Origin of the sequence: Nodosilinea sp. AN01ver1 (assembly GCF_050565655.1) — a bacterium.
In the GTDB taxonomy this organism is placed as follows: domain Bacteria; phylum Cyanobacteriota; class Cyanobacteriia; order Phormidesmidales; family Phormidesmidaceae; genus Nodosilinea.
Window position 1 is genome coordinate 60,087 of record NZ_JBNXVS010000002.1, and the last position, 25,488, is coordinate 85,574.

General features: G+C 60.0%; 21 protein-coding genes. 4 read left to right on the forward strand and 17 right to left on the reverse strand.

Going from position 1 to position 25,488, the window contains the following annotated elements; genetic code table 11:
* Positions 1 to 45: 45 nt before the first annotated feature.
* Entirely contained in the window at positions 46 to 1,932 is a 1,887-nt protein-coding gene (gene ftsH2 / locus ACQ4N7_RS02795) for an ATP-dependent zinc metalloprotease FtsH2 (protein ID WP_430710109.1), read from the reverse strand.
* Between the two features lie 441 nt (positions 1,933 to 2,373).
* Between ftsH2 and ACQ4N7_RS02800 the strand changes: the two genes are divergently transcribed.
* A complete protein-coding gene (locus ACQ4N7_RS02800) occupies positions 2,374 to 3,576 on the forward strand; it encodes an MFS transporter (RefSeq protein ID WP_430710110.1) in 1,203 nt (400 codons plus the stop codon).
* Here the strand turns inward: ACQ4N7_RS02800 and gltX are convergent.
* The 13 genes from gltX to ACQ4N7_RS02865 all read right to left on the reverse strand — a co-directional run bounded on the left by gltX (position 3,550) and on the right by ACQ4N7_RS02865 (position 17,489).
* Complete coding sequence (gene gltX / locus ACQ4N7_RS02805; protein WP_430710111.1) at positions 3,550 to 4,992, reverse strand: glutamate--tRNA ligase; 1,443 nt, start codon at positions 4,990 to 4,992, stop codon at positions 3,550 to 3,552. The two genes, ACQ4N7_RS02800 and gltX, sit on opposite strands and share 27 nt — an antisense overlap.
* Before the next feature lie 125 nt (positions 4,993 to 5,117).
* Entirely contained in the window at positions 5,118 to 5,741 is a 624-nt protein-coding gene (locus ACQ4N7_RS02810) for a hypothetical protein (RefSeq protein WP_430710112.1), read from the reverse strand.
* A 350-nt stretch (positions 5,742 to 6,091) separates the two neighbouring features.
* Positions 6,092 to 7,861, reverse strand: coding sequence for an N-acetylmuramoyl-L-alanine amidase (locus tag ACQ4N7_RS02815; RefSeq protein WP_430710113.1), 1,770 nt, complete (start codon positions 7,859 to 7,861; stop codon positions 6,092 to 6,094).
* A 96-nt stretch (positions 7,862 to 7,957) separates the two neighbouring features.
* The gene (locus tag ACQ4N7_RS02820; RefSeq protein WP_430710334.1) at positions 7,958 to 9,301 is read right to left on the reverse strand and encodes an LCP family protein; all 1,344 of its coding nucleotides are present in this window, start codon (positions 9,299 to 9,301) and stop codon (positions 7,958 to 7,960) included.
* Between the two features lie 292 nt (positions 9,302 to 9,593).
* On the reverse strand, positions 9,594 to 9,953 hold the full coding sequence (locus ACQ4N7_RS02825; protein ID WP_430710114.1) for a hypothetical protein: 360 nt from the start codon (positions 9,951 to 9,953) through the stop codon (positions 9,594 to 9,596).
* A gap of 265 nt (positions 9,954 to 10,218) precedes the next feature.
* Complete coding sequence (locus ACQ4N7_RS02830; protein WP_430710115.1) at positions 10,219 to 11,214, reverse strand: class I SAM-dependent methyltransferase; 996 nt, start codon at positions 11,212 to 11,214, stop codon at positions 10,219 to 10,221.
* Between the two features lie 70 nt (positions 11,215 to 11,284).
* A complete protein-coding gene (gene coaBC, locus ACQ4N7_RS02835) occupies positions 11,285 to 12,520 on the reverse strand; it encodes a bifunctional phosphopantothenoylcysteine decarboxylase/phosphopantothenate--cysteine ligase CoaBC (protein WP_430710116.1) in 1,236 nt (411 codons plus the stop codon).
* A 107-nt stretch (positions 12,521 to 12,627) separates the two neighbouring features.
* Positions 12,628 to 12,840, reverse strand: coding sequence for a protein IsiD (gene isiD, locus ACQ4N7_RS02840; protein WP_430710117.1), 213 nt, complete (start codon positions 12,838 to 12,840; stop codon positions 12,628 to 12,630).
* 97 nt (positions 12,841 to 12,937) lie between these two features.
* Positions 12,938 to 13,624 carry an alpha/beta hydrolase gene (locus ACQ4N7_RS02845; RefSeq protein ID WP_430710118.1) on the reverse strand — a complete coding sequence of 229 codons (687 nt, stop codon included), beginning with the start codon at positions 13,622 to 13,624 and terminating at the stop codon, positions 12,938 to 12,940.
* 162 nt (positions 13,625 to 13,786) lie between these two features.
* Positions 13,787 to 14,656 (reverse strand): rhodanese-related sulfurtransferase, encoded by an 870-nt coding sequence (locus tag ACQ4N7_RS02850; RefSeq protein WP_430710119.1) that lies wholly within the window; start codon positions 14,654 to 14,656, stop codon positions 13,787 to 13,789.
* 26 nt (positions 14,657 to 14,682) lie between these two features.
* A complete protein-coding gene (locus ACQ4N7_RS02855) occupies positions 14,683 to 15,534 on the reverse strand; it encodes a histone deacetylase family protein (RefSeq protein WP_430710335.1) in 852 nt (283 codons plus the stop codon).
* Between the two features lie 88 nt (positions 15,535 to 15,622).
* Positions 15,623 to 16,492, reverse strand: a complete 870-nt coding sequence (locus ACQ4N7_RS02860) for a hypothetical protein (protein ID WP_430710120.1) — start codon at positions 16,490 to 16,492, stop codon at positions 15,623 to 15,625.
* Between the two features lie 151 nt (positions 16,493 to 16,643).
* Positions 16,644 to 17,489 carry a LysM peptidoglycan-binding domain-containing M23 family metallopeptidase gene (locus ACQ4N7_RS02865; protein ID WP_430710121.1) on the reverse strand — a complete coding sequence of 282 codons (846 nt, stop codon included), beginning with the start codon at positions 17,487 to 17,489 and terminating at the stop codon, positions 16,644 to 16,646.
* Positions 17,490 to 17,917: 428 nt separating this feature from the next.
* On the opposite strand from ACQ4N7_RS02865, the gene ACQ4N7_RS02870 reads away from it, so the two are divergent.
* A complete protein-coding gene (locus ACQ4N7_RS02870; RefSeq protein ID WP_430710122.1) occupies positions 17,918 to 19,186 on the forward strand; it encodes an HhoA/HhoB/HtrA family serine endopeptidase in 1,269 nt (422 codons plus the stop codon).
* Between the two features lie 176 nt (positions 19,187 to 19,362).
* Here ACQ4N7_RS02870 and larB read toward each other — a convergent pair whose 3' ends face one another.
* Entirely contained in the window at positions 19,363 to 20,151 is a 789-nt protein-coding gene (gene larB / locus ACQ4N7_RS02875) for a nickel pincer cofactor biosynthesis protein LarB (RefSeq protein WP_430710123.1), read from the reverse strand.
* 358 nt (positions 20,152 to 20,509) lie between these two features.
* On the opposite strand from larB, the gene ACQ4N7_RS02880 reads away from it, so the two are divergent.
* On the forward strand, positions 20,510 to 20,887 hold the full coding sequence (locus tag ACQ4N7_RS02880) for a hypothetical protein (RefSeq protein ID WP_430710124.1): 378 nt from the start codon (positions 20,510 to 20,512) through the stop codon (positions 20,885 to 20,887).
* 130 nt (positions 20,888 to 21,017) lie between these two features.
* On the opposite strand, the gene ACQ4N7_RS02885 is transcribed toward ACQ4N7_RS02880, so the two are convergent.
* Positions 21,018 to 21,959: a phosphoribulokinase gene (locus ACQ4N7_RS02885; RefSeq protein ID WP_430710125.1), complete on the reverse strand. Its 942-nt coding sequence runs from the start codon at positions 21,957 to 21,959 to the stop codon at positions 21,018 to 21,020.
* Positions 21,960 to 22,127: 168 nt separating this feature from the next.
* Here ACQ4N7_RS02885 and ACQ4N7_RS02890 point away from each other — a divergent pair, with 168 nt between their 5' ends.
* The gene (locus ACQ4N7_RS02890) at positions 22,128 to 24,773 is read left to right on the forward strand and encodes a DUF3656 domain-containing U32 family peptidase (RefSeq protein WP_430710126.1); all 2,646 of its coding nucleotides are present in this window, start codon (positions 22,128 to 22,130) and stop codon (positions 24,771 to 24,773) included.
* Between the two features lie 39 nt (positions 24,774 to 24,812).
* Here ACQ4N7_RS02890 and ACQ4N7_RS02895 read toward each other — a convergent pair whose 3' ends face one another.
* Positions 24,813 to 25,373, reverse strand: a complete 561-nt coding sequence (locus ACQ4N7_RS02895; RefSeq protein ID WP_430710127.1) for a plasmid pRiA4b ORF-3 family protein — start codon at positions 25,371 to 25,373, stop codon at positions 24,813 to 24,815.
* Positions 25,374 to 25,488 lie beyond the last annotated feature (115 nt).

Sequence of the window (25,488 nt, forward strand, 5' to 3'; positions counted from 1 at the left end):
GTAGCCAGAGTTGATGGCACGCCCTAACAGCATCAGGGCAACACCCTACAGCTGGGGCACAAACTGCTGCTTGTCGGGCACCACCGTGTACTCAGAGACAATCTGGCGGAACTCGTCACCGTCGATGGTCTCGCGCTCGACCAGCAGATCGACCAGGCGATCGACCAGGGCACGATTTTCCTCCATGATGCGCTTGGCGTTGGAGTAGCAGTGCTCGACAATAGTGCGCACCTGACCATCAATACGCGACGACACCTCTTCAGAATACTCTGAGCGAGAGAGCCAGTCGCGGCCTAGGAATACCTCACCCTGGGAGCTTTCGAGCGATAGGGGGCCGAGGTCAGACATACCAAACCGGGTCACCATCTGCCGCGCCATGTTGCTGACCTGCTGCAGGTCGTTACCGGCTCCGGTGGTCACCTCTGCGTCGCCAAAGATCACGTCTTCAGCGGCACGTCCACCCAGAGCACCGGTAATGCGGGCCAGAATTTGGGCGCGAGAAATCAGCATCTGCTCTTCGCTGGGGGTAAACCAGGTCAAGCCCTGGGCCTGCCCACGGGGAATCAGGGTTACCTTTTGCACCGGGTCGTGGTCTTTAACCAGGGTGCCAATAATGGCGTGGCCAATTTCGTGGTAGGCAATTAGTCGTTTGCTCTTGCTGTCGACCAGAGGCGTGCCCTCCATGCCAGCAATCACGCGGTCGACGGCATCGTCGACCTCAGCCATAGTGATGGCCTCTTTGCGGCGGCGAGCGGTGAGAATAGCGGCCTCGTTGAGCAGGTTAGCCAAATCAGCGCCGGTAAAGCCAGGGGTGCGGCGGGCGATCGTCTCCAGGGAAATGTCTTCGGACAGTTTTTTGTTGCGGGCGTGAACGCCGAGAATTTCGACGCGACCCTTGATATCGGGCGGATCGACCATAACCTGGCGATCGAAGCGACCGGGTCGCAGCAGGGCCGAGTCGAGTACGTCGGCTCGGTTGGTGGCCGCGATGATGATAATGCCGGTGTTGCCCTCAAAGCCATCCATCTCGGTGAGCAGCTGGTTGAGGGTTTGCTCGCGCTCATCGTTGCCGCCGCCGATGCCTGCGCCCCGCTGTCGACCGACAGCATCAATCTCGTCGATGAAGATGATACAGGGAGCGTTTTCTTTAGCTTTTTTGAACAGGTCGCGGACGCGGGAGGCCCCTACGCCGACGAACATTTCCACAAACTCAGAGCCAGAGATACTGAAGAAGGGGACGCCCGCTTCGCCTGCGATCGCCTTGGCCAGAAGGGTTTTACCCGTTCCAGGAGGCCCGACCAGCAGCACTCCCTTAGGGATGCGCGCACCGATCGCTGTAAAGCGCTCGGGCTTTTTCAAAAAGGTGACCACTTCTTCGAGTTCTTCTTTAGCTTCGTCAATACCGGCCACATCGTCAAACATGATGCCGGTCTTGGCCTCCATCATGAAGCGAGCCTTAGATTTGCCGAAGTTCATCGCCTGACCGGGACCACCCATGCCACCGCTCGAGCGGCGGAACAAAAAGAACAGGCCCCCGATCAACAGCAGCGGAAACAGCAGATTGCCCAGGGCACCGACCAGAGCACCGTCGTTGCGCGGCGGGTGAGAGTCAAGGCTGATGTTGGCAGTGCGTAGACGGCTGACCAGGTCGGGAGAGTTACCGGGCAGGTCGACGCGCCAGCGCATGACCCGGTTGTCGAGGTCGGGGTCAACGGCTTCGACGATAGCGGTGCGGCCACCGTCATAGAGATCGACCGCCGTCACCCGCCCGGCATCGAGATAGTCAAGAAAGCGACCATAGGTAAGGCGGGTGTTGGCCGCATTTAGCCCCATGTCAGCGGGGGCTGACGAAAACGCTCCTTGCCACAAGAAAAACCCTATTACCAACAAGGGCAGGGTCCACAGTAAGGCTACTCGCCACGAAAATTTCATACCTATGGCCTCTATTGACTAACGTGCACAGTGTTAACGGAGCTTCGTTAACAGATCTTCAGTTAACGGTTTTTGACCGAGCTTGGCCCTACGTCTATGATGCCTGGAACAAGGTGTTACCGGGTATTAGCGTGGTAGAACCAAAAATCGGCGGGAAATTATGAGATAAATCTTTACTTAATGTAACGTAAGCTGGGGAACTCGGGCAAACCCATGCTGGAATTGGCGGCACCGGGTACTCACCCACAGGGATGTGCGTTTGCCTGGCTGCTCCTCTACTGTTTACTTTAGCGGGTTATCGGGCTTAGGTGCCTTCGCCTAAACCTGGCCGGGCTTTCACCGCAACAGAACTACCGCACTGAGTTCGTGCTCTTGACCAGGCCGTTTTGTCCAATGGAACCGTCTTAGAAACTTTATTGAGGCCCCAGGAGCCGCGACTAGATGCAACCTCGCCATTCCGAGACCGTTGGGGTAAAAGCGACGCTGCTGCTGGTCAGCACGCTGACCGTCATGGCTGGGGCCACGATCGCGCCCTCGCTGCCCGCCATGCGCCAGCACTTTGCCGAGGTGCCCAACGCTGACTACTGGGTGAGGCTGGTGCTGACGGTGCCAGCCCTATTCATTGCCCTGGGGGCACCGATCGCAGGCACCATTATCGATCGATTTGGGCGCAAGCGCTGGCTGGCGCTGTCGGTGTTTGCCTACGGTCTGGCCGGCAGCTCAGGCTTTTTTCTGAATGATATTGGCTGGATTTTGGTCGGGCGACTGGTGCTGGGCCTGAGCGTAGCGGGCATTATGACCACCGCGACTACTCTGGTGGCTGACTACTACCTGGGGGCGGCCCGAGCCCAGTTTTTGGGAGTGCAGGCGGCGTTTATGGGGCTGGGCGGCGTGCTGTTTCTCACCCTGGGGGGCTATTTGGCCGACCTTAGCTGGCGCTTTCCGTTTTTGATTTATGTGACGGCCTGGCTGCTGCTGCCGCTGGTGCTGCTGGTGCTGCCCGAGCCGGTGCGGGTCAGCCGTGCCGAGGCCCTGGCTATGTCTGCCGCCAACCCTGAACCCGTCCCGTGGGCCCTGCTGGGGGCAACGTTTGCGATCGCGCTGCTCACCCAAATCGTGTTCTATATGATTCCGGTGCAGATTCCGTTCTATTTGCAGCAGCTGAGTGGGGCTACGGGGTCGCAGAGCGGACTGGCGATCGCCCTGGCCACCCTGGCCGCTGCCAGCAGCTCGCTCAGCTACCAAAGACTCAGGGCACGGTTCACCTTTACCGCCATCTACGCCCTGGCCTTTGGGCTGATGGGGATAGGCTATGTGATCATCGGCCAGGCGTCGAGCTATGGAGGCGTGCTGGTGGGGCTGGCGATCGCAGGCCTGGGTCTGGGCCTCTTTACCCCCAACATGACCGTTTGCCTCACCTCAGCTACCCCAGCGGCCCTGCGGGGGCGCATTCTGGGCGGCCTCACCACCAGCTTTTTCTTGGGTCAGTTTATATCGCCGCTGGTGAGCCAGCCCCTCGGCCAGCAGCTGGGTTTAGCCGCCACCTACGGGTTGGCCGGAGGGCTCATGCTGCTGCTGGGGGCCATTACCTTGGGCGTAATGGCCCACTGGCGCAGGCTAGCTCAGCGTCAGCGCCTCCTTTAGGCGCGGTACATCAAACCCGCGCTGCCGCAAAATCAGCCACGACTCCATCAGGTCTGGCCCCTGCAGGGCACCCATCAGCGCCGCCCGCAGCGATTTCATCACCAGCCCTTTCTTGACGCCCTGGGCTTTGGTGACATCATTCACCAGCGCCTTGAGGTCGTCGATAGTGGCGGGAGATTGGGCGGTCAGACCGCTCAGAACACCCTCCAGCACGGGGAGAACGCCTTCGAGCTGCACCTGGGCTTTGGCATCGTCGGTAAAGCCAACGGTTTCGGTAAAGAAAAAGCGGCTTTGCTCTACCACATCGGTGAGCCGGGTCAGGCTGGGGGCCAGCATCGCCATCATGGGCAGCAGCCAGCTGTGGTCGGCGTCGGCATCAATAGGGTAGCCCGCCTCTTGCAGGTAGGGCAGCGCTAGCTCGAGCAGGGCGGCAGGCTCCATGGCGTGGAGGTACTGGCTGTTAAGCCAGTCGAGCTTGTCCCAGTCGAACTTGGCTCCAGCTTTATTGACGCGATCGAAGCTGAACTGCTTGGCGGCTTCTTCGAGGGTAAACTGCTCAGCGGCGTCCGGGGCCGACCAGCCCAGCAGGGTCATGTAGTTGGCCAGAGCCGGGGCGACAAAGCCCATTTTCTGAAAGTCAGAAATAGAGGTAACACCGTCGCGCTTAGAGAGCTTTTGGCCAGTCTGGTTCAAAATCAGCGGCGTGTGGGCAAAGGCGGGCACCGCCGCACCCAGGGCTTCGTAGAGCAAGATTTGCTTAGCGGTGTTGGCAATGTGGTCTTCACCGCGAATGACATGGGTGATAGCCATATCAATGTCGTCGACAACGACGGCCAGGTTGTAGAGGGGTTGGCCAATGGTCGTGCTGGAAGACGCTCGCGCGACCACCATATCGCCGCCCAGGTCGCTAGCCTGCCAGGTGACGGGACCGCGCACCATGTCGTTCCAGGTGATAGTGCGGCTGTCTTCGATTTTAAAGCGAATGACGGCGGGGCGGCCCTCGGCCTCAAAGGCGGCCTGCTGATCGGAGGTCAAATCGCGGTGGCGGTTGTCGTAGCGGGGGGCCTGGTTTTTAGCTTTTTGGGCCTCGCGCATGGCCTCTAGCTCTTCGGGCGTGTCGTAGGCGCGGTAGGCCAGACCTTTGTCCAGTAGGGTTTGAATGGCCTGACTGTAGAGGTCGAGGCGCTGCGACTGAAAGAATGGCCCTTCATCCCAATCCATACCGAGCCAGCGCAGTCCGGAGAGAATATTGTCGGTGAATTCTGGCTTGGAGCGCTCTTCGTCGGTGTCTTCAACACGGAGGATGAACTTTCCGCCTTCGTGGCGGGCAAAGAGCCAGTTAAACACACCTGTACGGGCGGTACCAATGTGCAGACTCCCGGTGGGGCTGGGGGCAAGACGAACGCGGACAGTCATGGGGTTACCTGCACTCTCGACAAACCCTTATTTTAGGGTGTGGGGGGGTGGCCCTCAAGGATAGTCTTTAGCGATCGCTCTGGGTATCAACGGCAGGAGAATGCTTTAGAGAAGTCTCCAAAACCTCAAGCAGTCACCACGGGCAGAGGGGGCTGTACCAGGCTGACCAAAATGCTCATGAGGGTTTCTAGCTGGTCAATATAGTAGTCTCGCCGGTCAACGTAGGCCGTCTGGTCGCTCAGTCGTAAAAACTTCCACTGGTTGCCGGTGGTTACAGCTCCGTATATTTGGGATAGGGGCTGGCCTTCTCGCTCGTTGAAAATGCGCGCTGCCACCATGGCCGCTAAACACTGGCCCAGGCCACCCTTTATATTTTCGTTCTTAGCTTCGAAGATAATCAGGGCTGGCGCACTAACGTAGAGCTGCTGCCGCGACAGACTGATAATAAAGTCGCAAAACCCTACCAGGTCTTGAGCTGGGTCTACCGAGAACTCGACCCCTGAGAAGAGACTGATTTGGTCATTCAGCAGCCGTTTTAGCTGCACCAGCATGGGCGCAATAACCATTTCTGAGCGGGCCTTTTCGGTGTTGATCGATAGGGCTAGGGGCACGCTGTAGTTGAGGTACGAGGTGAATTCTGGCGATAGCGGCAAGGGTTGGTTGATTCTGACAAAGAGTTCTTGGTTGCTCTCGATCGCAAGCCCAAATTGTTTTCTAACTTTTTCGAGGGTGAAGTCTTTGTAGGACATGGGCTGCTGCCTAATGAAGGGCTTCTGCACAAATTATAGAAAGCGTATGGAGGCGCTGGGTTCAGCAGTTTCAGTAGTCCTGTTTATAGGTACTGGTATAGGCGGCGCACAGTTGGGGTCGAAAGCCAAACCTACCGCTGGGGCCATTTCGCTGGCCCCAGACCCCCATCGACCAGGACGTTCCGTCGTCCTGGACCTCACGGAAAGGATTGGCTGATCATCGGTTTAAACCTCTGTTCTGCAAATAGGTTGGTAGGCAACATTCAACCCTGCGGTTCATAACCCCTGTCCATGTTTCCACCTCAAAAACTCTTCGTCACCTTCCTCATCTCCCCACCTTCCTCACGCCCTCACTTCTCCACCGCCTGCCGCACCCACATCTCCACCCCTTCCGCCAGGGTTTCGGCTAGTCTCGCCTGCTGTTGCGGGTCTACGATCCACTCAAATTCGGTGGGGTTGATCATGAAACCGAGTTCGAGCAGCACGGAGGGAGCGACGTGGGGGCGGGTGAGGGCGAGGTTGTTCCAGAAGACGCCGTAGGAGGGGCGATCGAGTTCGCTCACCAGGTAGTCGTGGAGAAATTGAGCGAGGCTGTGGGCCTGGGTGTGGAACCAGAAGGCTCCGATGCCGGCGGTATTCAGGGCATCGCCGCTATCGGGCAGGGCGTTGTAGTGAATGCTGAGGGCAAGGGTGGGTTCAACCTGGTTGATCTGGGCGGGGCGATCGTTAACGGCGACGGTGCTGTCGTCGGTGCGGGTCATGATGACGGTTGCCCCACGGGCTTCGAGGGCGGCTTTCAGCAGCAGAGCAACATTGAGGTTGGGGGCTTTCTCAGGGGTGCCGTCGGGGCCGCGTGAGCCTGGTTCGTCGCCGCCGTGGCCGGGGTCAATCAGGATGGTGGTGCCCGATAAGGGTTGATTCTCCTGAATTGAGGGGGGCTGCCGCAGGGAGAGCACCAGGGTGGTGCCCTCGTAGCGCAGCTTGTAGCCCCACTGCTGGTCGGGTTTCAGGTTGATGCGGTACTGTACCTGGTCGGGCAGTACGGGGTTCCAGTCGAAGCGATCGATCAGCCCGTCGTCGGTGACGTAGATGGTGTCGGTCTGGGGCACGGTGTTGTGCAGCGTCAGAGTCAAGGTGTCGGTGCCCTGCTGCACGTCAACCGGTACAGGAACTTGCAGGGGGAAGAGAATTTCGGTCCAGCCCGGCACCTGGCGGGAGGTAACGCCGCGAATCAGCGATCGCGGCAGTCCAGACCCAGCTACAGCCACCGTCTCGCTGGCCCGAATCCAACCGCCGTAGTCGAGGCGCAGCCAGTCTCCTTCGCGGGCGGTGACACGGGCGCGGGTGCCCTGGGGCAGGGGCGTCAGGCGTGAGTAGTCGGTGCTGGGGCCGGTGCGGGCGACGCCAGCGGCAGCGGTGACTTCGACGACCTCGATCGCATTAGGATCCAAAATACTCACAGAACCGGGGGCGGCATCCATCACTGTAGAGCCGCCCTGGGTGAGGCGGTAGACGGGCTGGCCCAAATTGCCCGGTTCTTCAGCCATGAAGCAGCTTTCGTAGCGGCTGGGGCCAGCGGTGGCGATAGGGCTAGTCTGGTCGGTGAGAACAGCCGAGTTGGGGGGCAAATCGGCGCGATCGCCCTGGGGCAGCAGGGTATAGGTCTGTCCTGCCAGGGCGGCGGTCACCGTAGCATTGGCTGGAGCCACGGCCCCCAGACAGACCCAGTCGCCGGGCTGGTGTGCAATATCGACCCCCGGCAGCAGCGAGCCTTCGGCAAAGCCCAAGGTTGTAGGCAGGGTTGGCCCGCTGGCCACCCGCGTCACCGTAATCGACAGGGTTTGGTCGCCCTGGGTGAGGGTAAAGGTGTTGGGGCCAGGGGCCAGGGGCCGCGAGGGGGCAAAGTGACCGGCCTCACTGCGATTCTCGATCGCTTCACCATTGAGCAACACCGGCTGGCCGGGGGCACCTGTACCGATGAAAAAAATCTGTGCTGCCGTAGTTTGATGGTCGTTAGGGGGGTATACCACCTGCAGAGATGTTTGAGCACTGGCCAGCGAGGGGATGCTGACTGTGCTGAGCCCGGCGAGGGCGGCTGCGCCCCAAACCCACTGCGCCATAGAGGTTCGTCCAATGCGATCGCTACCCAGCCAGTCTACGTCCTCCGGTAGCGTTCTCACATCATTAGCGCGTCAAAACCTCCTGAGAGCGACTGACTACAGCGACTCGCCTAAGCCCTGGTTCCAGTCTTGCCCTAGCTGAATGGTGATATCCGAGTTGAGAGCCCCGGTGCTTTCGACTCGGACTTCGCCAATGCCCAAGAATCGATGCACCATTTCAGCCGTGGCTCCGTCGCCGCGCTGGGCCACAATGCGGCTAATCGGCAGCGGCTCGTTGAGGGATTTATCGACAAACACGTTGGAATAGCCGCTGTCGCGCAGGGCATTGGTGAGGGCCTGCACCGCCACTGGGTTGTTGGTACTGTCTTGAATGGCCACCCGTACGCGGCTGGGGTCGCTAGTGGTGGTCACGGTTTGGGTGCCAAACCCAAAGTATTGATCAACCATGCCGTCAATATCGTTGTAGCTGGGCAGCCAGTAGCTGGCCTTGAAGTCTTGGGGACGACTAAAGGTGCCGGGCAGCATCAGCATTTGCACATTGGAGCGATTGATTTGTGCGCCATAGCCCACCAGGGCCAACAGCTCCTCGACGGTGAGGTTGGTATCGACATTGGACTGCACCACCGAAAGAATCTTGGGCAGGCGGGTGATCGTGGCTGGGTTGAGGGTCTGCTCGGCCAGGGCGCGCATAAACATTTGCTGGCGCTGAACGCGGCCAATATCGCCCTGGGAGTCGTAGCGGAAGCGCAAAAACTGGAGTGCTTTGTTGCCGTCAAGGGTTTGCTCGCCCGCCTTGAGGTTGATGTAGAGATGCTGGCTGTCGTCCTGGTACTTCATGTCCTGGGGCACGTTGACTGTGACCCCGCCCAGGGCATCAATTAGCTTTTCAACTCCCTGTACATTGATGCGCACGTAGCGATCGATCGCCACCCCGCCCAGCAGGTCACTCACCGACTCTGCCGCCAGAGCCGGGCCGCCGTCACGGTTGGCCTCGTTGAGCTTGGTCAGCCGACCGCGCACGTAGGTACGGGTATCTCTGGGCAGCGACAGCACCACCAGCTGCTCGGTTTGGGGGTTAAACCGCAGCAGCAGCATCGAATCTGACAGGCCATCAAAGGAGTTGACCAGCGCGTGATAACCCACATCCTGCAGTTCGGGCGGCACCTCGTTAACATCGGTCGTCAGCACCTTAACGCCCAACACCAGAATGTTGACGGGACGGGTCAGGCGCGGCAGACGCAGGTTGCCACTCGACGAAATGGGCGTCTCCTGGCTAAATGCCCCAGCTTCGTCAGCGCTGAGCTGCTGCTGCTGTAGCGGGGCCGCCGATAGGGAGACCGCCAAAAACGCGCCCGCTACGCCGGATACGGCAGCAACTCCGGCCAGGGCAATGCCGACCCCCAGCATACGTGGAATGCGCCGCCGCTTCTGAACCGGCATTTTCTGAGGATGACCCTGGGGTGGATGGGCTTTGAGATGCTGAGGGTTACGTTGAGACACCAGGGACCTCGAGGGGCAATAAAAGTGAACGCTGCATAACTTGCAGGCCCACCCAGTCGCTCAGTCGAGCAAGAGCCTGCAAAATTTTTAGCTGCATGTTAGCAGCAATTTAGACAACCGACCCACGTAATATACGTCAGCGCTGGAAAAATTACGTGAATACGCACGATTCTCTAGCGATCGCCCCAGGGTCGGCCTAAACCCAAAGCAAAGCTCGATCGGTAACTATTACCTAGGGCAACCGCCTGCTCAATCGACTGAAACCGGGCAAATTGACCGATTTTCCCTGGAGCAGACGCACCATGAGCACCAGGTTAGTGAGGGTATAGCCCGTAGTCACCAGGGTATTGGTAATCAAAAGCCGCAGCGACAGCCCTGGAGCCAGATGGCTGCCCGCGCTCAGCAAACCGTAGGTAACAACCCAGGTCAAAGCCAGGGTCACCACCAGCCGACTGACGGCCAGTTCTTGACGACTACCTTGTTTCTGCCACAGGCTGTAGGCCGCTGGCAACAGTCCAAAGATAGGTACCAGGTAGATCGTCAGCTTGAGGCGTTCTAGGGTTTCCCCCGAGGCGGGACTGGCTTGTTTCATAGACCTTAGCTTTGGGCAGAGGGATGGAAGCGGTAGCGGCACCGTATGCCCAGATTATGCCCCACACCATCCGCTCAAGTGTACTTGCCCTGGGCAGAATGCCAAGTTGACCACTGACCAAGTCAAACAGTTGATTGAATCGGCAGCGATACGGTCCAGGGGCGCTATAGGTAAACGCATGAGACCTGCGATCGCACCCAGCTCCGTTCTATCAGCCAGGCCAGAGCTAAGCGCATGGGCCACGCCACGCAACCCCAGGGCGAAATTAAACGGCCTTGGCAATAAAGGTGCGGTGGCGGGGGCTGTTAAAAGTCACCATCGGTCGCTCAAACCCGGCGGCGACAAAGGCAGCTTCAAGATCGAGGGTGAAGTAGTCGTCTAGGTAGGGCTCGGTGCTCTTCAACAGAGTAAAGACAAAGGGCGGCAGCTTTTGAATCGCCTCCGATCGCGGGTTCATATCCATAATCGCCAGGTGCCCGCCCGGGCGCAGCAGCCGACGCGCCTCCTGAATAATGGCTCTCGCCGCCGACTGGGGCAGCTCGTGAAAGATCAAACAGGCCGAAACCAGGTCGTAGGAAGCAGTCGGAAGCCCGGTGGCCTCACCTGCGGCATGGTGCCAGGTGATGGGGGTAGCCGGTGAGGGCTCGCCGTTCTCGCGCCGTTCGTGCTGCCGATACTGGGCAACAGCGAGAAAGTAGGGCGACAGATCGACCCCGGTCAGCCGGGCCTGGGAAAATGTCGCCTGAAACGCCTCGGTGCTCATGCCGATGCCGCAGCCGATATCGACAATGGCCTCTGGAGCCTCTGGCAGGTGAGCGAGCAGCACGTCGTGGTAGCTCTGGCGCAGGCGATCGTCGCCAGCGGCCCCGGCCTCGGGCCAAATTTTGGCATGTACAGCCTGGGCCGCCACCTCGACCTCCATCGCGGGCTGCCAGCCCAAGTTACCTTCGTCGTAGGCGTGAAAGCTGGTGGTGTAGTAGTCGGGGTAGACGAGGTGAGGGTTTTGCACCGAGTCCAGCTCAGCCTGCCAGAGGGGCGAGAGTTCCTCTACCCCAACCACAGATACCGCAGTATCGGAATTAGAGGCAATCTGGCGACTCCGCAGCGCCTGAACTCGCTCTCGCCAGGGCACGCCAATGGCCTCGGCCCGGGTGACCATCATGTGGCGGGCGCGTCTTTTGGCAAAATTCCACAGGGGCTTGATGGCGAGCACCTGGTTAACCACGCTAGAGAGCAGGTTAGGCGCAGGGGTGGCAGTCATAGCAACCAGCAGAGTTAGAACAGCCCCATTGTAGAGGTTCAGGGATAGCGGCATGAACAGGGTAGCCGCCCTAAAACTTGGCCTTCAGCAGAGCATCCCAGAGCTGGTGCGCCAGGGAAAGCTTGGTACAGGGGGGCATGACGAGCTTGTCGCCCAATTTGGTCAGCAAAACCGCCTGGTTGCGATCGCCCCCAAACCCGCTCCCGGCCACATCGATCGGGTTCGCCACGATCGCATCTAGCCCCTTGCGCTGGAGCTTGTCGAGGGCGGGCGGCACGATGTCGCCGGTCTGGGCCGCAAAGCCAATCAGGCGCTGGTGGGGCGATCGCCTCTGGGCCAGGTCGGCCACAATATCGGGCACCGGGGCCAGGGGCAGCAACTCTGGCAGATCGGCCTTGGCGAGCTTGGTCGTGGCCTGGGTGGCGGGCTTCACATCGGCCACCGCTGCGGCCATCACCACCCAGTCGGCCTGGGGCAGGTGGGTGAGCATGGCCCGGTGCATGTCCTCCGCCGTGGTGACGCCTACAGCCTGAATTCCGCCCAGGCGGGCTTTGAGGGAGTTGTCTAGGGGGCCGTGAACAAGGGTGACAGCCGCCCCTCGGTGCAGCGCCGCCTGGGCCAGGGCAATACCCATTTTGCCGCTGGCCGGGTTGCCGATAAAGCGCACCGGGTCGAGGTGTTCGCGGGTGCTGCCGGTGCTAATTAAAATGTGCTGGCCCGCCAGGTCGCGCTTGCCCCCACTGTGCAGCAGCGAGTGAATATGGGTAAGAATATCGTCGGGTTCGGCCATACGCCCGGTGCCAACGCGATCGCAGGCCAGTACCCCACGACCAGGGTCAATGGCGTGGTAGCGATCGTCCTGCAAAAGCTGGCGCCAGTTGCGCTGCACCGACCGCTGCTGCCACATGTCGGTATTCATAGCCGGGGCCAGCAGCACCGGACAGGTCGAGGCCAGGACAGTGTTGGTTAGCAAATTATCCGCCAGGCCGTGGGCCAGCTTGCCCAGCGTGTTGGCGCTCAGGGGCGCAATTACCAGCAGTTTAGCCCATTCGCCAAGCTCAATGTGCAGCGGGCGACCCTGGGTCGCCTGCCAAAACATTTCGTCGGTGTAGGCGGGGTGGCGCGACAGGGTGGCCACCGTCAGCGACGGGATGAAGGCCTGCCCCTGCTGAGTTAGCACCACCCGCACCGCCACGCCTGCCTTGGCGAGCGATGAGATCACCGAGCACACCTTGTAGGCAGCAATACCGCCGCTGATGCCCACCAGCACACGACGAGCTTCCCCAGTTGTAGACCTGTCCGTCATGCCCAATGTGAATGCGGAAACCTCGATTTAACCACAGGCAAGCCAGGGCGAACACCGTTCGTCCCTACCAATCGGGGATGTGCAGCTAGGATTTGGGGCGAAACCCGCTACGACTCATCGTAGGGTTCGAGGTCGAGCAGATAGACGTAAGATTCTACCAGCTCGGGTCGCTGAAACGCGATCGCCCGCAGCAAGTGCCAGTCTTGCAGCCCCTCAAAGGCGTTGTCGTAGGCATCGGTTTCAAGGCGACGAGCCAGCTCAGCCACCGTATCCGGTGTCATATCTGAGACAGCCTGCTGCGAAACATGTAGGCTTTGCATAGTCTTTTCCCCCTTAGCGACATCTGCCCTGCTGCTGCGCGATTTCCCCTTGGGGCCGGTCCTTGACCATCACAGTCTGGGGTCAGTTCACCTTCCTTTATCCTAAAGGGTTGGCCAGGGTATTCTCGCGGCCCTGCCTCAAATCTTCGCAAAACCCGGCAATTAAACCCATAACCTGGGGCGGGATTTCATGCCCCATCGCTAGTTCGTACCAGGTGACAGGCTGGCCTTGGGCCACCAGAGCCGCTTTAGCCTGCTCAGCCAGCGCGATCGGCACCACGGGGTCAAACGTGCCGTGAACCATTACTACCGGGCGGGGAGTGACGGGAACCTGAGCCGGGCTGTGAAGATAGCCGCTGAGCACAATCTGCCCCGCCAGGGGTAGCTGCGGCCCCACATCGAGCGTCATCGCACCCCCCTGGGAGAACCCGGCCAAAATGGTGCGTTCCAGGGGAATTTGGGTTGTTTTGGCCAGATTCAGCAGCCAGGTTTTGAGCCGCTCCTGGCTGGTTTTCAGATCGGCCTGAACCGTAAAATCGTGGGGACGGCGAAAGTCATACCCGGCCGGAAAGCCATACCACATGCGGCCTCCCGGCGCTTGGGAATGGGGCCAGGGCGCATCGGGAAAGACCATCATGACTCCATCCAGGCCCAGATAGGGCGCTAGCCCCACCAGATCGGCGGCATTGGCCCCCCAGCCGTGAAGCGCCACCAGGCACCAGTCGGCGGAGCCATCGGTGGGGCCGTAGGTGAGCGCTTGCAGAGATGAATGGGTGGGTGACATGGATTTTGGACTTGTAGTGAGCTTGTCGAACGATTGGCGATTTTGGATGGAGAAGGCTTTGACAGGCTTGGCGAGCAGGGCCAGGGCGGGTTAGGGCGCGTCATTAATTCTGGCTACAATCTTGATCTCACCAGCGCTGCCACGCCCGATCGCCAAAATAGGTTAGCGATGGCGCTGCCGGGCGGCTAGCCGCGATCGCTTCTCTGGGGTCAGCTCGCCGTAGCAGTGGGGGCAGGAAATGCCCGCCTCGTACTCGGGAGACGCCTGTTCGGCGGGGCTGACGGGATGGCCGCAGCCCAGGCAAAGCTCGTGGTCGGTGGGGTTGAGGTGGTGATCCACGGCAACGCGATCGTCAAAGACAAAGCAGTCGCCCTGCCACAGGCTGTCGGCTTCAGGCACGGTTTTGAGGTAGTTCAAAATGCCGCCTTGGAGGTGGTAGACCTGCTCAAAGCCCTGCGATCGCAGATAGGCAGTCGCTTTCTCGCAGCGAATGCCGCCGGTGCAAAACATCGCTACTTTTTTGTGCTGAGCCGGGTCGAGGCGGGTGGCTACGTAGTCGGGCAGTTCTCGAAACGAGTGAGTCTGAGGATTTTCTGCGCCCTTAAAGGTGCCTAGTTCCACCTCAAAGTCGTTGCGGGCGTCGATCAGCACAACCTCAGGATCGGCGATCACCCGGTTCCAGTCCTGGGGTTGGATATAGGTGCCGACCTCCTGCTGGGCCGGGTTAACCTCGGGCCGTCCCAGGGTGACAATTTCCCGCTTGAGCTTCACCTTCATGCGCTCGAAGGGAGCCTGCTCAGCAGTGGATTCTTGCTGGGTGAACGGCCCAATTTCAGGATGAGCGTGGAGCCAGGCTAGGAGCTGATCAATGCCCTGGCGATCGCCTGCCACCGTGGCATTCAGCCCCTCACTAGCCAGCAGGATTGTGCCCCGCAGCCCCCAGCCCAGGCAGCGCTCTAGCAGCTCGACCCGCAGCAGCGCTGGCTCGCTCAGGGGCACAAATTTGTAGAAGGTGGCGATCACCCAATTCATCGTTCGACCCAGCCGCAAAGCCTCAATTATAAGCCCTGTGCCTGGTATACCTCGGCAGCGGCCCGGTGGAGCAGCGAGTGGCGAAAGATCAGGTCATCCATCGATTTGCCGTAGCCGCCGCCAATGACGCAGGCGACGGGGTAGCCCGCCCTGACGCAGGTTTCTAGCACGTAGCGATCGCGCCCAAAAATTCCCGTATTGCTCAGCGCCAGCTTGCCCAGCAGGTCGTCTTTGTGGGGGTCGGCCCCGGCATCGTAGAGCACCAGGTCGGGCCGCACCTGGGCCAGCAGATCGGGAATGTACTGCGCTAGACAATCCAGGTAAGCCTCATCCTCCATGCCCAGGGCCAGGGGCACGTCTAGGTCGCTGGCCTGCTTGCGGGCGGGAAAATTTTCATGGCAGTGCATGGAGAAGGTGAACACAGTGGGGTCGTCGCGAAAGATCCAGGCAGTGCCATCCCCTTGATGAACGTCCAAATCGAGAATTAGCACCCGCCGCACTCGGCCCTGTTGTTGCAGCACGCGGGTGGCGATCGCCAGATCGTTAAAGATGCAAAAGCCAGAACCGTAGTCAGGGAAGGCGTGGTGGGTGCCCCCAGCGGTGTTGCAGGCCAGCCCCCGCTCCAGCGCCAGCTTGGCGGTGAGAATCGTGCCTCCCACCGCCGTACAGGTGCGTTTAACCAGGGCGCTACTCCAGGGCAAACCAATGCGGCGCTGGGCCTTGGCATCTAGAGTGCCCTGGCGGTAGGCGTTAACGTAGGCCGGGTGATGCACAAACTCCAGCCAGGCCGGGGGTGGTTCGCCGGGCTGATAGATTTGGTCGGCAGTAATGACGCCGTCGTGCAGCAGGCGATCGCGCAGCAGCCGGAACTTAGGCATCGGGAAACGATGCCCGTCGGGCAGGGGGGCCACATAGTCGGGGTGATAGATAACGGGAAGCTGACTCAAAGCCCCTACAGGAAAGCGCCTACATAAAGGATGACAGCGATCGCCGCTGGCGCACATCCAGAGCGTGGGCGACGCTGCCCTCTGGCCAGTCTAGAGCCAGGTCGGCCTCATCGGGCACCACCGACGGGTTGCGAGAGGGCAGCGCAGCCGCCTGAGGACTGGGCTGAGGCGAAGGGTTTGACCGTGACATCGCCCTGGGGACTGTCTGTAACCTGTTCGCCGTCAGCTGCTGCGCCGCCTGAGGAAGAGGTGCGCCCTGGGGCTGAGGCCGAACCCGCGAGCCAGGGAGCGCTACAGGGGCCGATAACGTGGGCGCTGGAGCCTCAATAATTCTATGCCCCGGTACAACCACCCCGTCGCGCTGGGGCGAGTAGGGAGCAAGGCGCTTGGGCTGGGGCGGTGGGGCAGGGGCCTTGACCACCGGGCGAGGACGAGGCTTTTTGCGCTTGGTCGGTCGGGCCGATGCCCGAATCTGCTGCGTCAGCACAAAACAGCCAAAGCCGCACAGCCCCACCAGGCTAAACAGCGCCCACAGTGTAATCGAGCCAGACTGCACTGGGCCAGCCCCGGAGACAGCGGCAGCAAGGGCAGCATCCTCGACGGGGGCAGCATCAGCTGAGGGTGTCGGTAGAGACTCTGGCAACGCTTCAACGACCGTGAGAGGCGCTTCACTGTAGACCGTCTCTTCAATCGGCTCGTTGAACATCAGGCCGTGGTAGGCGATCGCAGAGACACAGACCAGAGCCAGCCACAGCCCGCCCAGCAAAAACAGCGGGCGATAGGTGAGCAGCCGCGCCCAAAACAAGCCTGAGGTTAGAGTCGGGTCTTGGGCCTCAGAAAATGGTGCTGGAGGAGTACGCAAGGGCCGCTGAGAAAAATGCTGTGCCATAAAGCTTACCTAGGGCGTCCACCTGGGGCCACTGGTTCACATACCGATCGCTACCCGTGCCCTACTACGGCCAATTGTAGGCGGTCTTACCCGCTCGCGCCAGTATGCTAGCCCAGCCGTGGTGATCATACTGCCCAGACCGGCAGTCCCCCTAACGCAGCACCATAGCGGGCACAAAATCTTGGGGGTCTTGGGCCACCCAGCCCATCGTGGAGTTAAGCCGCACCTCAAAGAATACAAACGATTCATCCCTACCAGCCTGGGGGGCTACCGGACCCAGGCGATCGCCCTGGCGCACCGCCTGCCCGGCCCGCACCTCAAGGGTGTCTAAGTTGGCGTAGCGGGTTTGCAGGCCCTGGGGATGGTTGACAACAACTAAATTGCCGTAGACCGAGTCGCGGCCAGCAAAGGCTACCGTGCCGGGGCCAACCGCCAAAACCGGCGCACTGGCCGGGCTGGCCAGCGCCACTCCGGTGTTGAACACCAGCTTGCCCTGGGCCGGATCGGGCTGCCAGCCATAGTTGACAATCACCTGCGATCGCTGCGGCAGCGGATAACCCTGGAGCGGGCTTTGGCGTTCGACCGGAGTTGCTGCAGCCGTAGTCCGCACTCCCGGAAACCAGTTCACCCCCGGCACAAAAATCGCTGAGGGCACTGTGCCCACGCAGCCGTTGACCTCGAACAGCACATCGGCCCGACTGTTGTAGGTCTGGGCCACCTGCTCCCAGGTTTGCCCTGGGGTTACAGCCACGCGAATGCCGTTGTAGGGCGGAATCAGCAGCTCTTGTCCGGGGCTGACGGTGCCCCCCTGGGCAGAGGCATTGAGACCCATAATGGTGGCTGGCAGCAGGCTGTAGCGTTGAGCAATGGCCGCCAGGGTTTCACCTGGGGCGACCCGATGGCGAGTCAGCCGTGACAGCACCGGCTGGGAGCAGGCGGTCGAGCTGGTTTGAGCGATCGCCCGAGGCGACAGTCCTATCGGCATCAATCCAGTCATCGCTAGCCCGGCTATCAGGCCAGATACCCAGACTCTGCGCCCCGGGCTCAAGGGTAGACTATAGAGCCACGGGCGCGATCCCCAACTCGTACGTAAAACGTGCAACACCATATAAGTTCTGCGCTTTAGCCCCATCGAATGCTGGCCCTACAGGCGATCAAAAATCGTCCAGAGGGTACAGCCTCTATAATAGGCAAGACAGGCTAAATTGCTCAGAGGTAGGGGCCAGAGGTGTTGCTGGCCTGTAGTATCCAGAGCTACACCTAGAGTTAGCGCTAAAATTTTCTGGCTACTGGGGTCAGCTATGCCAGTTCTTTTTCGCTAAAGAATATTCGCTAGAGTATGATCACCCCCAAAAGTGGGTGATTTTGGCCACCGGGGGCCCAGGCTGGGTAAGCACAGGCATAGTAGTAGCAGAGGTCATCGGCATGGATTCGTTGCCAAAGCAGTTTTCTCAGCCAGTTGCGTGGGTAGCCGCAGCTCTGGTCGTGGGCGGCGGCGCAGGCTGGGCAGGCCACTACTACGTCTCTCAGGCGGGTTCAGAAGACTCTGCCGAGGCCACGGGCGAGGCCGTAGAAGAAATTCCCTCCACCCTAGCGACTGCGCTGACTCGGGCAGCCGAACCAGCACAAGGCTCGCCAGCGATCGGTCAGTTTGGAGGCGAAGACCAAAACTTCATCGCCCAGGCGGTCGAGCTGGTAGGGCCAGCAGTAGTGCGTATTGATGCCGAACGCACCGTGCCCAGCATTAGTCCCGATGCCTTTAATAACCCCTTCTTTCGCCGTTTCTTTGAAGAAGAAGGAGAGCTGCCCCCCTCTGAACTGCCCGATCGCCTGGAGCAGGGCACCGGCTCGGGGTTTATTCTCTCCAACGATGGGCGCATTATTACCAATGCCCATGTCGTTGAGGGCGCTAAAACCGTGCGGGTCACTCTGCGCGACGGGCGCGACTTCGAAGGCCAGGTAGTAGGGACAGACTCAGTTACCGATGTGGCCGTGATTAAGATTGACGCCGCCGATCTGCCCTCAGTGCAGTTGGGCAGCACTCAAGATTTGGCCCCTGGTCAGTGGGCGATCGCCATCGGCAACCCCCTCGGCCTCGACAACACCGTCACCGCAGGCATTATCAGCGCCCTGGGCCGCAGCAGCAACCAGGTGGGCATTCCCGACAAGCGGGTGCAGTTCATTCAAACCGATGCCGCTATCAACCCCGGCAACTCCGGTGGCCCCCTCCTTAACGACCGGGGCGAGGTAATTGGTATGAACACAGCTATTCGCGCCAACGCCCAGGGGCTCGGGTTCGCCATCCCCATCGAAACCGCCAAACGCATCGCCGACCAGCTGTTTGCCACGGGCGAAGTGCAGCACCCCTTTCTGGGCATTCAGATGGTAGAGCTGTCGGCGGAGATGGTGGAGCGCATCAACGAAGAGCAGCAGCTCAACCTCAAGCTAGACGACGATGAGCCCGGCGTGCTCATTGTCGGTGTACTGCCCGACAGTCCGGCTCAAGCCGCTGGCCTAGAGATTGGCGATGTTATCCGCTCCATCGAAGGTGACCCTGTCGAAAGTCCTCCGGATGTCCAGGCCAGGGTTGAGGCCAGCGCCATCGGCGACACCCTCAACCTTGAAATTCATCGCGACGGTCGCGATCAAACCATTGCCGTCAAGCCAGCCGCCCTCCCCAACGAGCTGCAATAGACTGGCAGGAACCCATCCCGTTTCTCCACCAGCTTGTTCATCTACTCGTCCCCTTTCTTCCTGCGGGAGACGCTAGCGCGTTGGCGAAGCCTGTCCACAGGACAAACGACTTCGCTCAGGGACTGCCGCCCACCTACGCTCCCCTCCCTTCGACTCTGCTCAGGGACCGCACCCACCTACTTGTCCATTCCCCTGCTACCCAGCCGTGCCCCGGTTCGTAAAATTTGCCCCGCCAGCACTGCGGCCCCAAAGCCGTTGTCGATATTGACGACGCCAATACCTGCCGCGCAGGAGTTGAGCATAGTCAGCAGGGCCGAAAGACCGTTGAAGCTAGCGCCGTAGCCTACGCTGGTGGGCACCGCCACAATCGGGCAGTCGGCTAGGCCTGCCACCACGCTGGGCAGCGCTCCCTCCATGCCAGCGACCACAATCAGCACATCCATATCGCGAATCAGGTGGCGGTGGTGCAGCAGGCGATGCAGCCCAGCCACCCCGACGTCCCACAGGCGCTTGACGGTAAACCCGCACAGCTCAGCGGTAATGGCGGCTTCTTCGGCCACGGGCAGGTCGGCGGTGCCCGCCGTCAGCACCCCAATCTTGCCGGGGTGCTGAGCAGCGCGGTTTAAGGGCACCAGGGCGCAGATGCGGGCCATTTCGTAGTACAGCACCCCTGGAATCTGCTGCTGCACCTGGGCATAGACCTCGGGTTCAATGCGGGTGGCCATCACCACCGGGTTACGCTGATGCAGGCTGCGCATAATCTGCACAATCTGGTGCACGGTTTTGCCCGGCCCCCAGATCACTTCAGGAAAGCCGGTGCGCAGGCTGCGGTGATGGTCGACCTTGGCAAAGTCGTCAATGGGCTCAAAGTCGAGATATTTGAGCTGACTAAAGGCGGCATCGGGGCTGAGCTGCCCCTGAGAGACAGCGTTGAGCAAAGCGCGCAGGGCATCGGGCTGAGTCACAGAGGCACAGGAGCAGGGTAAAGGACAGGGCCAGACGCTGGCTTGAGAAGATTAGCCTAGACTATTGGCGTTGAAAACGGGGATGACAAATGTCACAGCCTTGACATACCGAGGCTACCTCAGCGACATACTCCACCCGTACATTAATTATTAATCGTTCACTCCTCAACACCCCAAAGCGCCGAAGGCAAGCCTTCGGCGCTTTTTTTGCGTTTGGGCATCGCTAAGGCATCCGGAAACAGGGGTACCGCCTCGTATTACATAGATAGGCCGTGACGCAAAAGCCCGCCGCTGGCTGAGCCAGTGGCGGTGCGCCCTCAAGGGAAGCGGCTCTGTTGTGACGCTAAGTGTAATTTTTATGAAACGGCATCTATTGCATCGGTATCTCGGCGCGATCGCTCTAACCGGCCTAAGCCTGGTTGCCCTCACCCTGCCCGCGATCGCTCGTCCTGAAATTGCCAGCGGTGACCAGCTTTTAGAGACCGATGTGGAAGGCTGTCTCACCCGGGCCGATCGCCTGATTGAGACCCTGGGCGTTGAGTCTGACCAGGGCGGCATCGATCGCACCGGCTACTTCGAGGACGGCAGCTTTCGCATCCTGTGCTACGGGGCAGGCGACGCTAGCAGCCTGGCGATCGTCTTCGCTACCCACGACCAGTCGGCAGAGATTGCCTCTAACTTTATTCAAATGATGCTAAGCGAACTGACCCGAAGCGAAGCAGTATCTCAGCAATAAACGGGGTTTTGACCCGGTAACAGCAAAGGGGGCCTGACTGTGTCGAGCCCCCTTTTAGTCGCGGCATCAGTGAATCAGACGGGCAACACCGCTCGAACGAGCCGCAGCGATGGTCCAGTTTATCCAGTCCCTAGGCGTAGATGTTGGCGGCCTTCAGCATGTGGTAGGTAATCAGCAGCTGGGTCAGCGCCAGGGGATAGCTTTGCAGGGTTTCGCCTGTAGTGCCCACCACCTTGCCAATGTCGGTGTTGCCCTCAATGCTGCAAAACTGGCCCAGGTAAGGAATTTCGCTGCACAGGGTGCGCTCTAGCTCCTGCACGGGCTTTTCGGTGGCGTGGCCGTCGACTTCGAGCACGTCTACGGGCTTACCCATGTCGCGATCGAGGCCCATACGCACCGCATCGCTGAGGGAGCCGCCGTGTTTGTCTTCGAGCAGGTGGGTAAAGTCGGGGTGGGGAATGGTAGGTCGCATGACCAGCCGCACGTTAAGCAGCAGCTCATCCTCGCTCTTTTCGTTTTCGGGGGGGTAAAAGCTCACCACCACGTCGGCCCACTGGCGCTGGGGACGAATAAAGGCTTCAGAATCGTGTTCCCGCGCTTTAATCTGGTCGATTACTTCTTCGGGGGTGTAGCCACGCTTGCGGGTGTCGCGCTTGATCTTCCAGTTGGCGCGCAGATCTTCGGGCGGAGCCAGATAAACCTTGACATCGTAGGCATCGCGGCAGGCCCGAGTCGAGTAGCCCAGCAGCCCCTCAACGATGACAAAGCGCTGTGGCTCAATGTATTCGGGAGGGTCAAACTCGCCGCTGCTGTGGTTGTAGATGGGCTTGAGAATGGGCTGGCCGGTACGCAGCAGGCCCAGGTGCTGCTGAATAATGTCGATATAGTTGCAGTCGGGATGCAGGGCCGAGATGCCCATCTCTTTGCGCTGTTTGCGATCGTAGCGGTGGTAGTCGTCCGTGCAGATAATGGTGACCTGGTCTTCGCCGAGGATTTGGGCAATACCCCGGGTCAAGGTCGTTTTACCGGCGGCGCTATCGCCCACAATACCGAGGATGATCGGACGACTCATGAATTCCTCCAGGGTTTTAGAACCAGTGGTTAGTTTTCCCATTGTAGGAACTAGGGGGTGCTCTCACAAACATTTGCAACCTGCGTACAATGATTAATTCAGAGATTTTTCGCTGCGTTGCTGGCCCTTCGGTCAATCCTCCCGTTCTGGAAAACTGTGTAACGTTCTATGGCAACCCTAGACCACGCCAAAAGCACCGACGCCGCTGCGGCTGCGCCTTCGTTGCCTGAGCTGCTGGCCCCAGCCGGCAACTGGGACTGCGCCAAAGCAGCGGTAGAAAACGGGGCCGATGCCATTTACTTTGGCCTCGATCGCTTCAATGCCCGCATGCGAGCCGAAAACTTTACCGAGGCCGACCTGCCCGCTCTGATGGCGTTTTTGCACAGGCGGGGGGTGAAAGGCTACGTCACGCTCAACACGCTGGTATTCCCCACTGAGCTAGCCGAGGCCGAGCAGTACCTCAAAACCATGATTACGGCTGGGGTAGACGCCGTTATTGTGCAGGATATTGGCATTTGTCGGCTAATTCGCCATCTGTCGCCCGATTTTCCTATTCACGGCTCGACGCAGATGACGGTGACCAGCGCCGCCGGAGTAGAGTTTGCCAAGCACCTAGGCTGCCAGCTGGTGGTGCTGGCGCGAGAGTGCTCGATTAAAGACATCAGCAAAATTCAGGCCCAGCTGAGCGATCGCAACATTACCCTGCCGCTCGAAGTCTTCGTCCACGGAGCGCTGTGCGTAGCCTACTCGGGCCAGTGCCTGACCAGCGAGTCGCTAGGGGGCAGATCCGCCAACCGGGGCGAGTGTGCCCAGGCCTGCCGCATGCCCTACGACCTAATTGCTGACGGGGAACAGGTGGATCTGGGCGATCGCGCCTACCTGCTTAGCCCCCAAGACCTCTCCGGTCTCGACGTGCTGCCCGACCTCATCCAAACCGGGGTGAGCTGCTTGAAGATCGAGGGACGGCTAAAAGCCCCGGAATATGTGGCAAACGTAACGCGGGTGTATCGGCAGGCGCTGGATCGGATGGCGGCAAGGGCTGGGGAACGTGGGTCTGGAAATCGGTTGGCGGTTGAGGATAAGGGTTCGGCGCTGACCCACGCTACGGGGAGATCTAATTCACCCACCCACCCGTCTACCCATCCACTCTCCCACTCCTCCACCGACCGCTACCAGCTCGAAATGGCCTTCTCCCGCGGCCTCTACACCGGCTGGTTTGAAGGCATCGACAACCAGGCTCTCGTCCACGCCCGCTTTGGCAAAAAGCGGGGGGTGTATCTGGGCGAGGTAACTCGCGTTAAAGAAGATGCCGTTTTTCTCAAAGCCCAGGCCCCGATCAAAGCGGGCGATGGCGTGGTGTTCGACGACGGTCACCCCGCCGAGAAAGAGCAGGGGGGCCGCATTTACCAGGTAGATGCCGTTGGCAAAGAAACCCGGCTACAGTTTGGCCGCGATACCCTCAACCTGCGCCGCATTCACCCCGGCGACAAAATCTGGAAAACCAGCGACCCAGCCCTGGATAAGGAGATCCAGCAAACCTACAGCGGCGATCAGCCCCGGTTCACACGGCCCATCATGATTGAGGTACATGGATCTATAGACCAGCCAATGACGGCGATCGCCCGCGACGGTCAGGGTCACATCGCCCAGGCCACCTCTGCCATGCCGCTAGTAGAAGCTCACTCAAAACCGCTGACGGGCGATCGCCTAGCGCAACAGCTAGGCCGCCTCGGCAACACCCCCTTTCACCTCGGCTCCCTAAGTAACCACCTGGAGGGGAATGTCATGATCCCCGTCAGCGAGCTAAACCGACTGCGGCGGGAACTGGTAGAACGACTGGAAGAGGAGCGATCGCGCCCCCGCCCCTGGCACCTCAACGCCAATGCCTCCCTGTCCGACCTCTTGCTCAGCCCAAAGGCGTATGACGCCTCCCCACCCACGCACCCACGCACCCACGCACCCTCGCACCCTCGCCTCTCCACCCTCGTCCGCACCCGCCCCCAGCTGGTCGCCGCTACCCAGGCAGAGATCGAGACCATTTACTGCGAATTTGAGAATCCAGCGACGTATAAAGATGCGGTGGACTGGTTCCGAGCCAATCGTCCTCAGAATTCTCAAACTATCTGGGTTGCACCGCCGCGCATTACCAAACCGCTGGAGAACTACATTCTGGAGCAGGTGCGGCGATCTAACGCCGACGGTTACCTGGTGCGCAACTACGACCACCTGACCTACTTTGCCGACCAGCGCTGCGTAGGCGATTTTTCCCTCAACGTGGCCAATGTCCTGACCGCAAATTACCTGCTGGAGCGCTGCGGGCTAGAGCGCGTCACCGCCTCTTACGACCTCAACGCCGAGCAGCTGGTCGATCTACTGCGCTCGGCCCCGCCAGCGTGGTTCGAGATCACCCTGCACCAGCACATGCCCATGTTTCACATGGAGCACTGCGTCTTCTGCGCCTTTTTGTCAAACGGCAAAGACTTTCGCGACTGCGGTCGCCCCTGCGAGAGTAAGGAGGTCAAGCTGCGCGATCGCGTTGGCACCGAGCACATTCTCGTGGCCGATGCGGGCTGCCGCAACACGGTCTTTAACGGCGTCGCCCAAACCGGAGCCGAGTACGCCCAGCGGCTGATGCAGGCGGGGGCAAAGCACTTGCGGCTGGAGTTTTTGAATGAAAGCCCAGAGCAGGTGCAGCGGGCGATCGCTCAGTACCGCCAGCTATTAGCTGGCGATATCAGCGGGCAAACGCTCTGGCGCAGTCTGCAGGTGCAGAGCAAGCTCGGCGTTACGCGAGGCCCGCTAGATGCCAGATAATACGGCCAGACCTCAGCTAGCCCAGCCTATGCCGCGTTGTTAGCGTATTCGCTTAAGCTGTCGGTTGGCTTCTTCCAGATCAAACGCCTCTGAGTCAAACGGACCACCAACCCACTCCAGCATTGCCTCATGCTCCGAATGGTTGGGATCGCGAAGAATGTCTAGCAGATCGGCATAGCCCCAAACGCCACCGCAGTCTTCGGGAGGGCAAGCCCGTTTACCTTTGATACAGACCGGATAGCGCGTATCTGGGTCAGGGGCAAAAATTTTTTCCACCAGAACCTCATGATCCCAGCCATCGCCCATGTCGTATAGGTAGGAAAACTTAAACTTTTCCCCAGTCACAAACTGGTTGAGGCGAATGCGCTGCTCGTTGAGCACGTCCAGATCGTACTCTGGCATTGGCTGACCGTAGGTTTGACCTTGCACCTCAAACTCATGCAGGTGACAGTTGTACCAGCCCATCGCTAGCTGAATGATTTTGTGCAGCTTCGCCAGGGTAATATCGCTGGGTACCTGCACCCGTCGCCATATCGGCGGACGTGCACCCCTCAGAGTGATTTTGAGCTGATAGATAGGCTGATCGCTGGGTTTAACCATCGCTACAGGCGTTTTCTTAAGGCCTAGCCTACACCTAAATTTAGGGGCAAGACTGCGGTTCTCAGCTCCCGTTACAATGCAGGGAATACTGACCTTGACCCGTACTTTCGGTGGA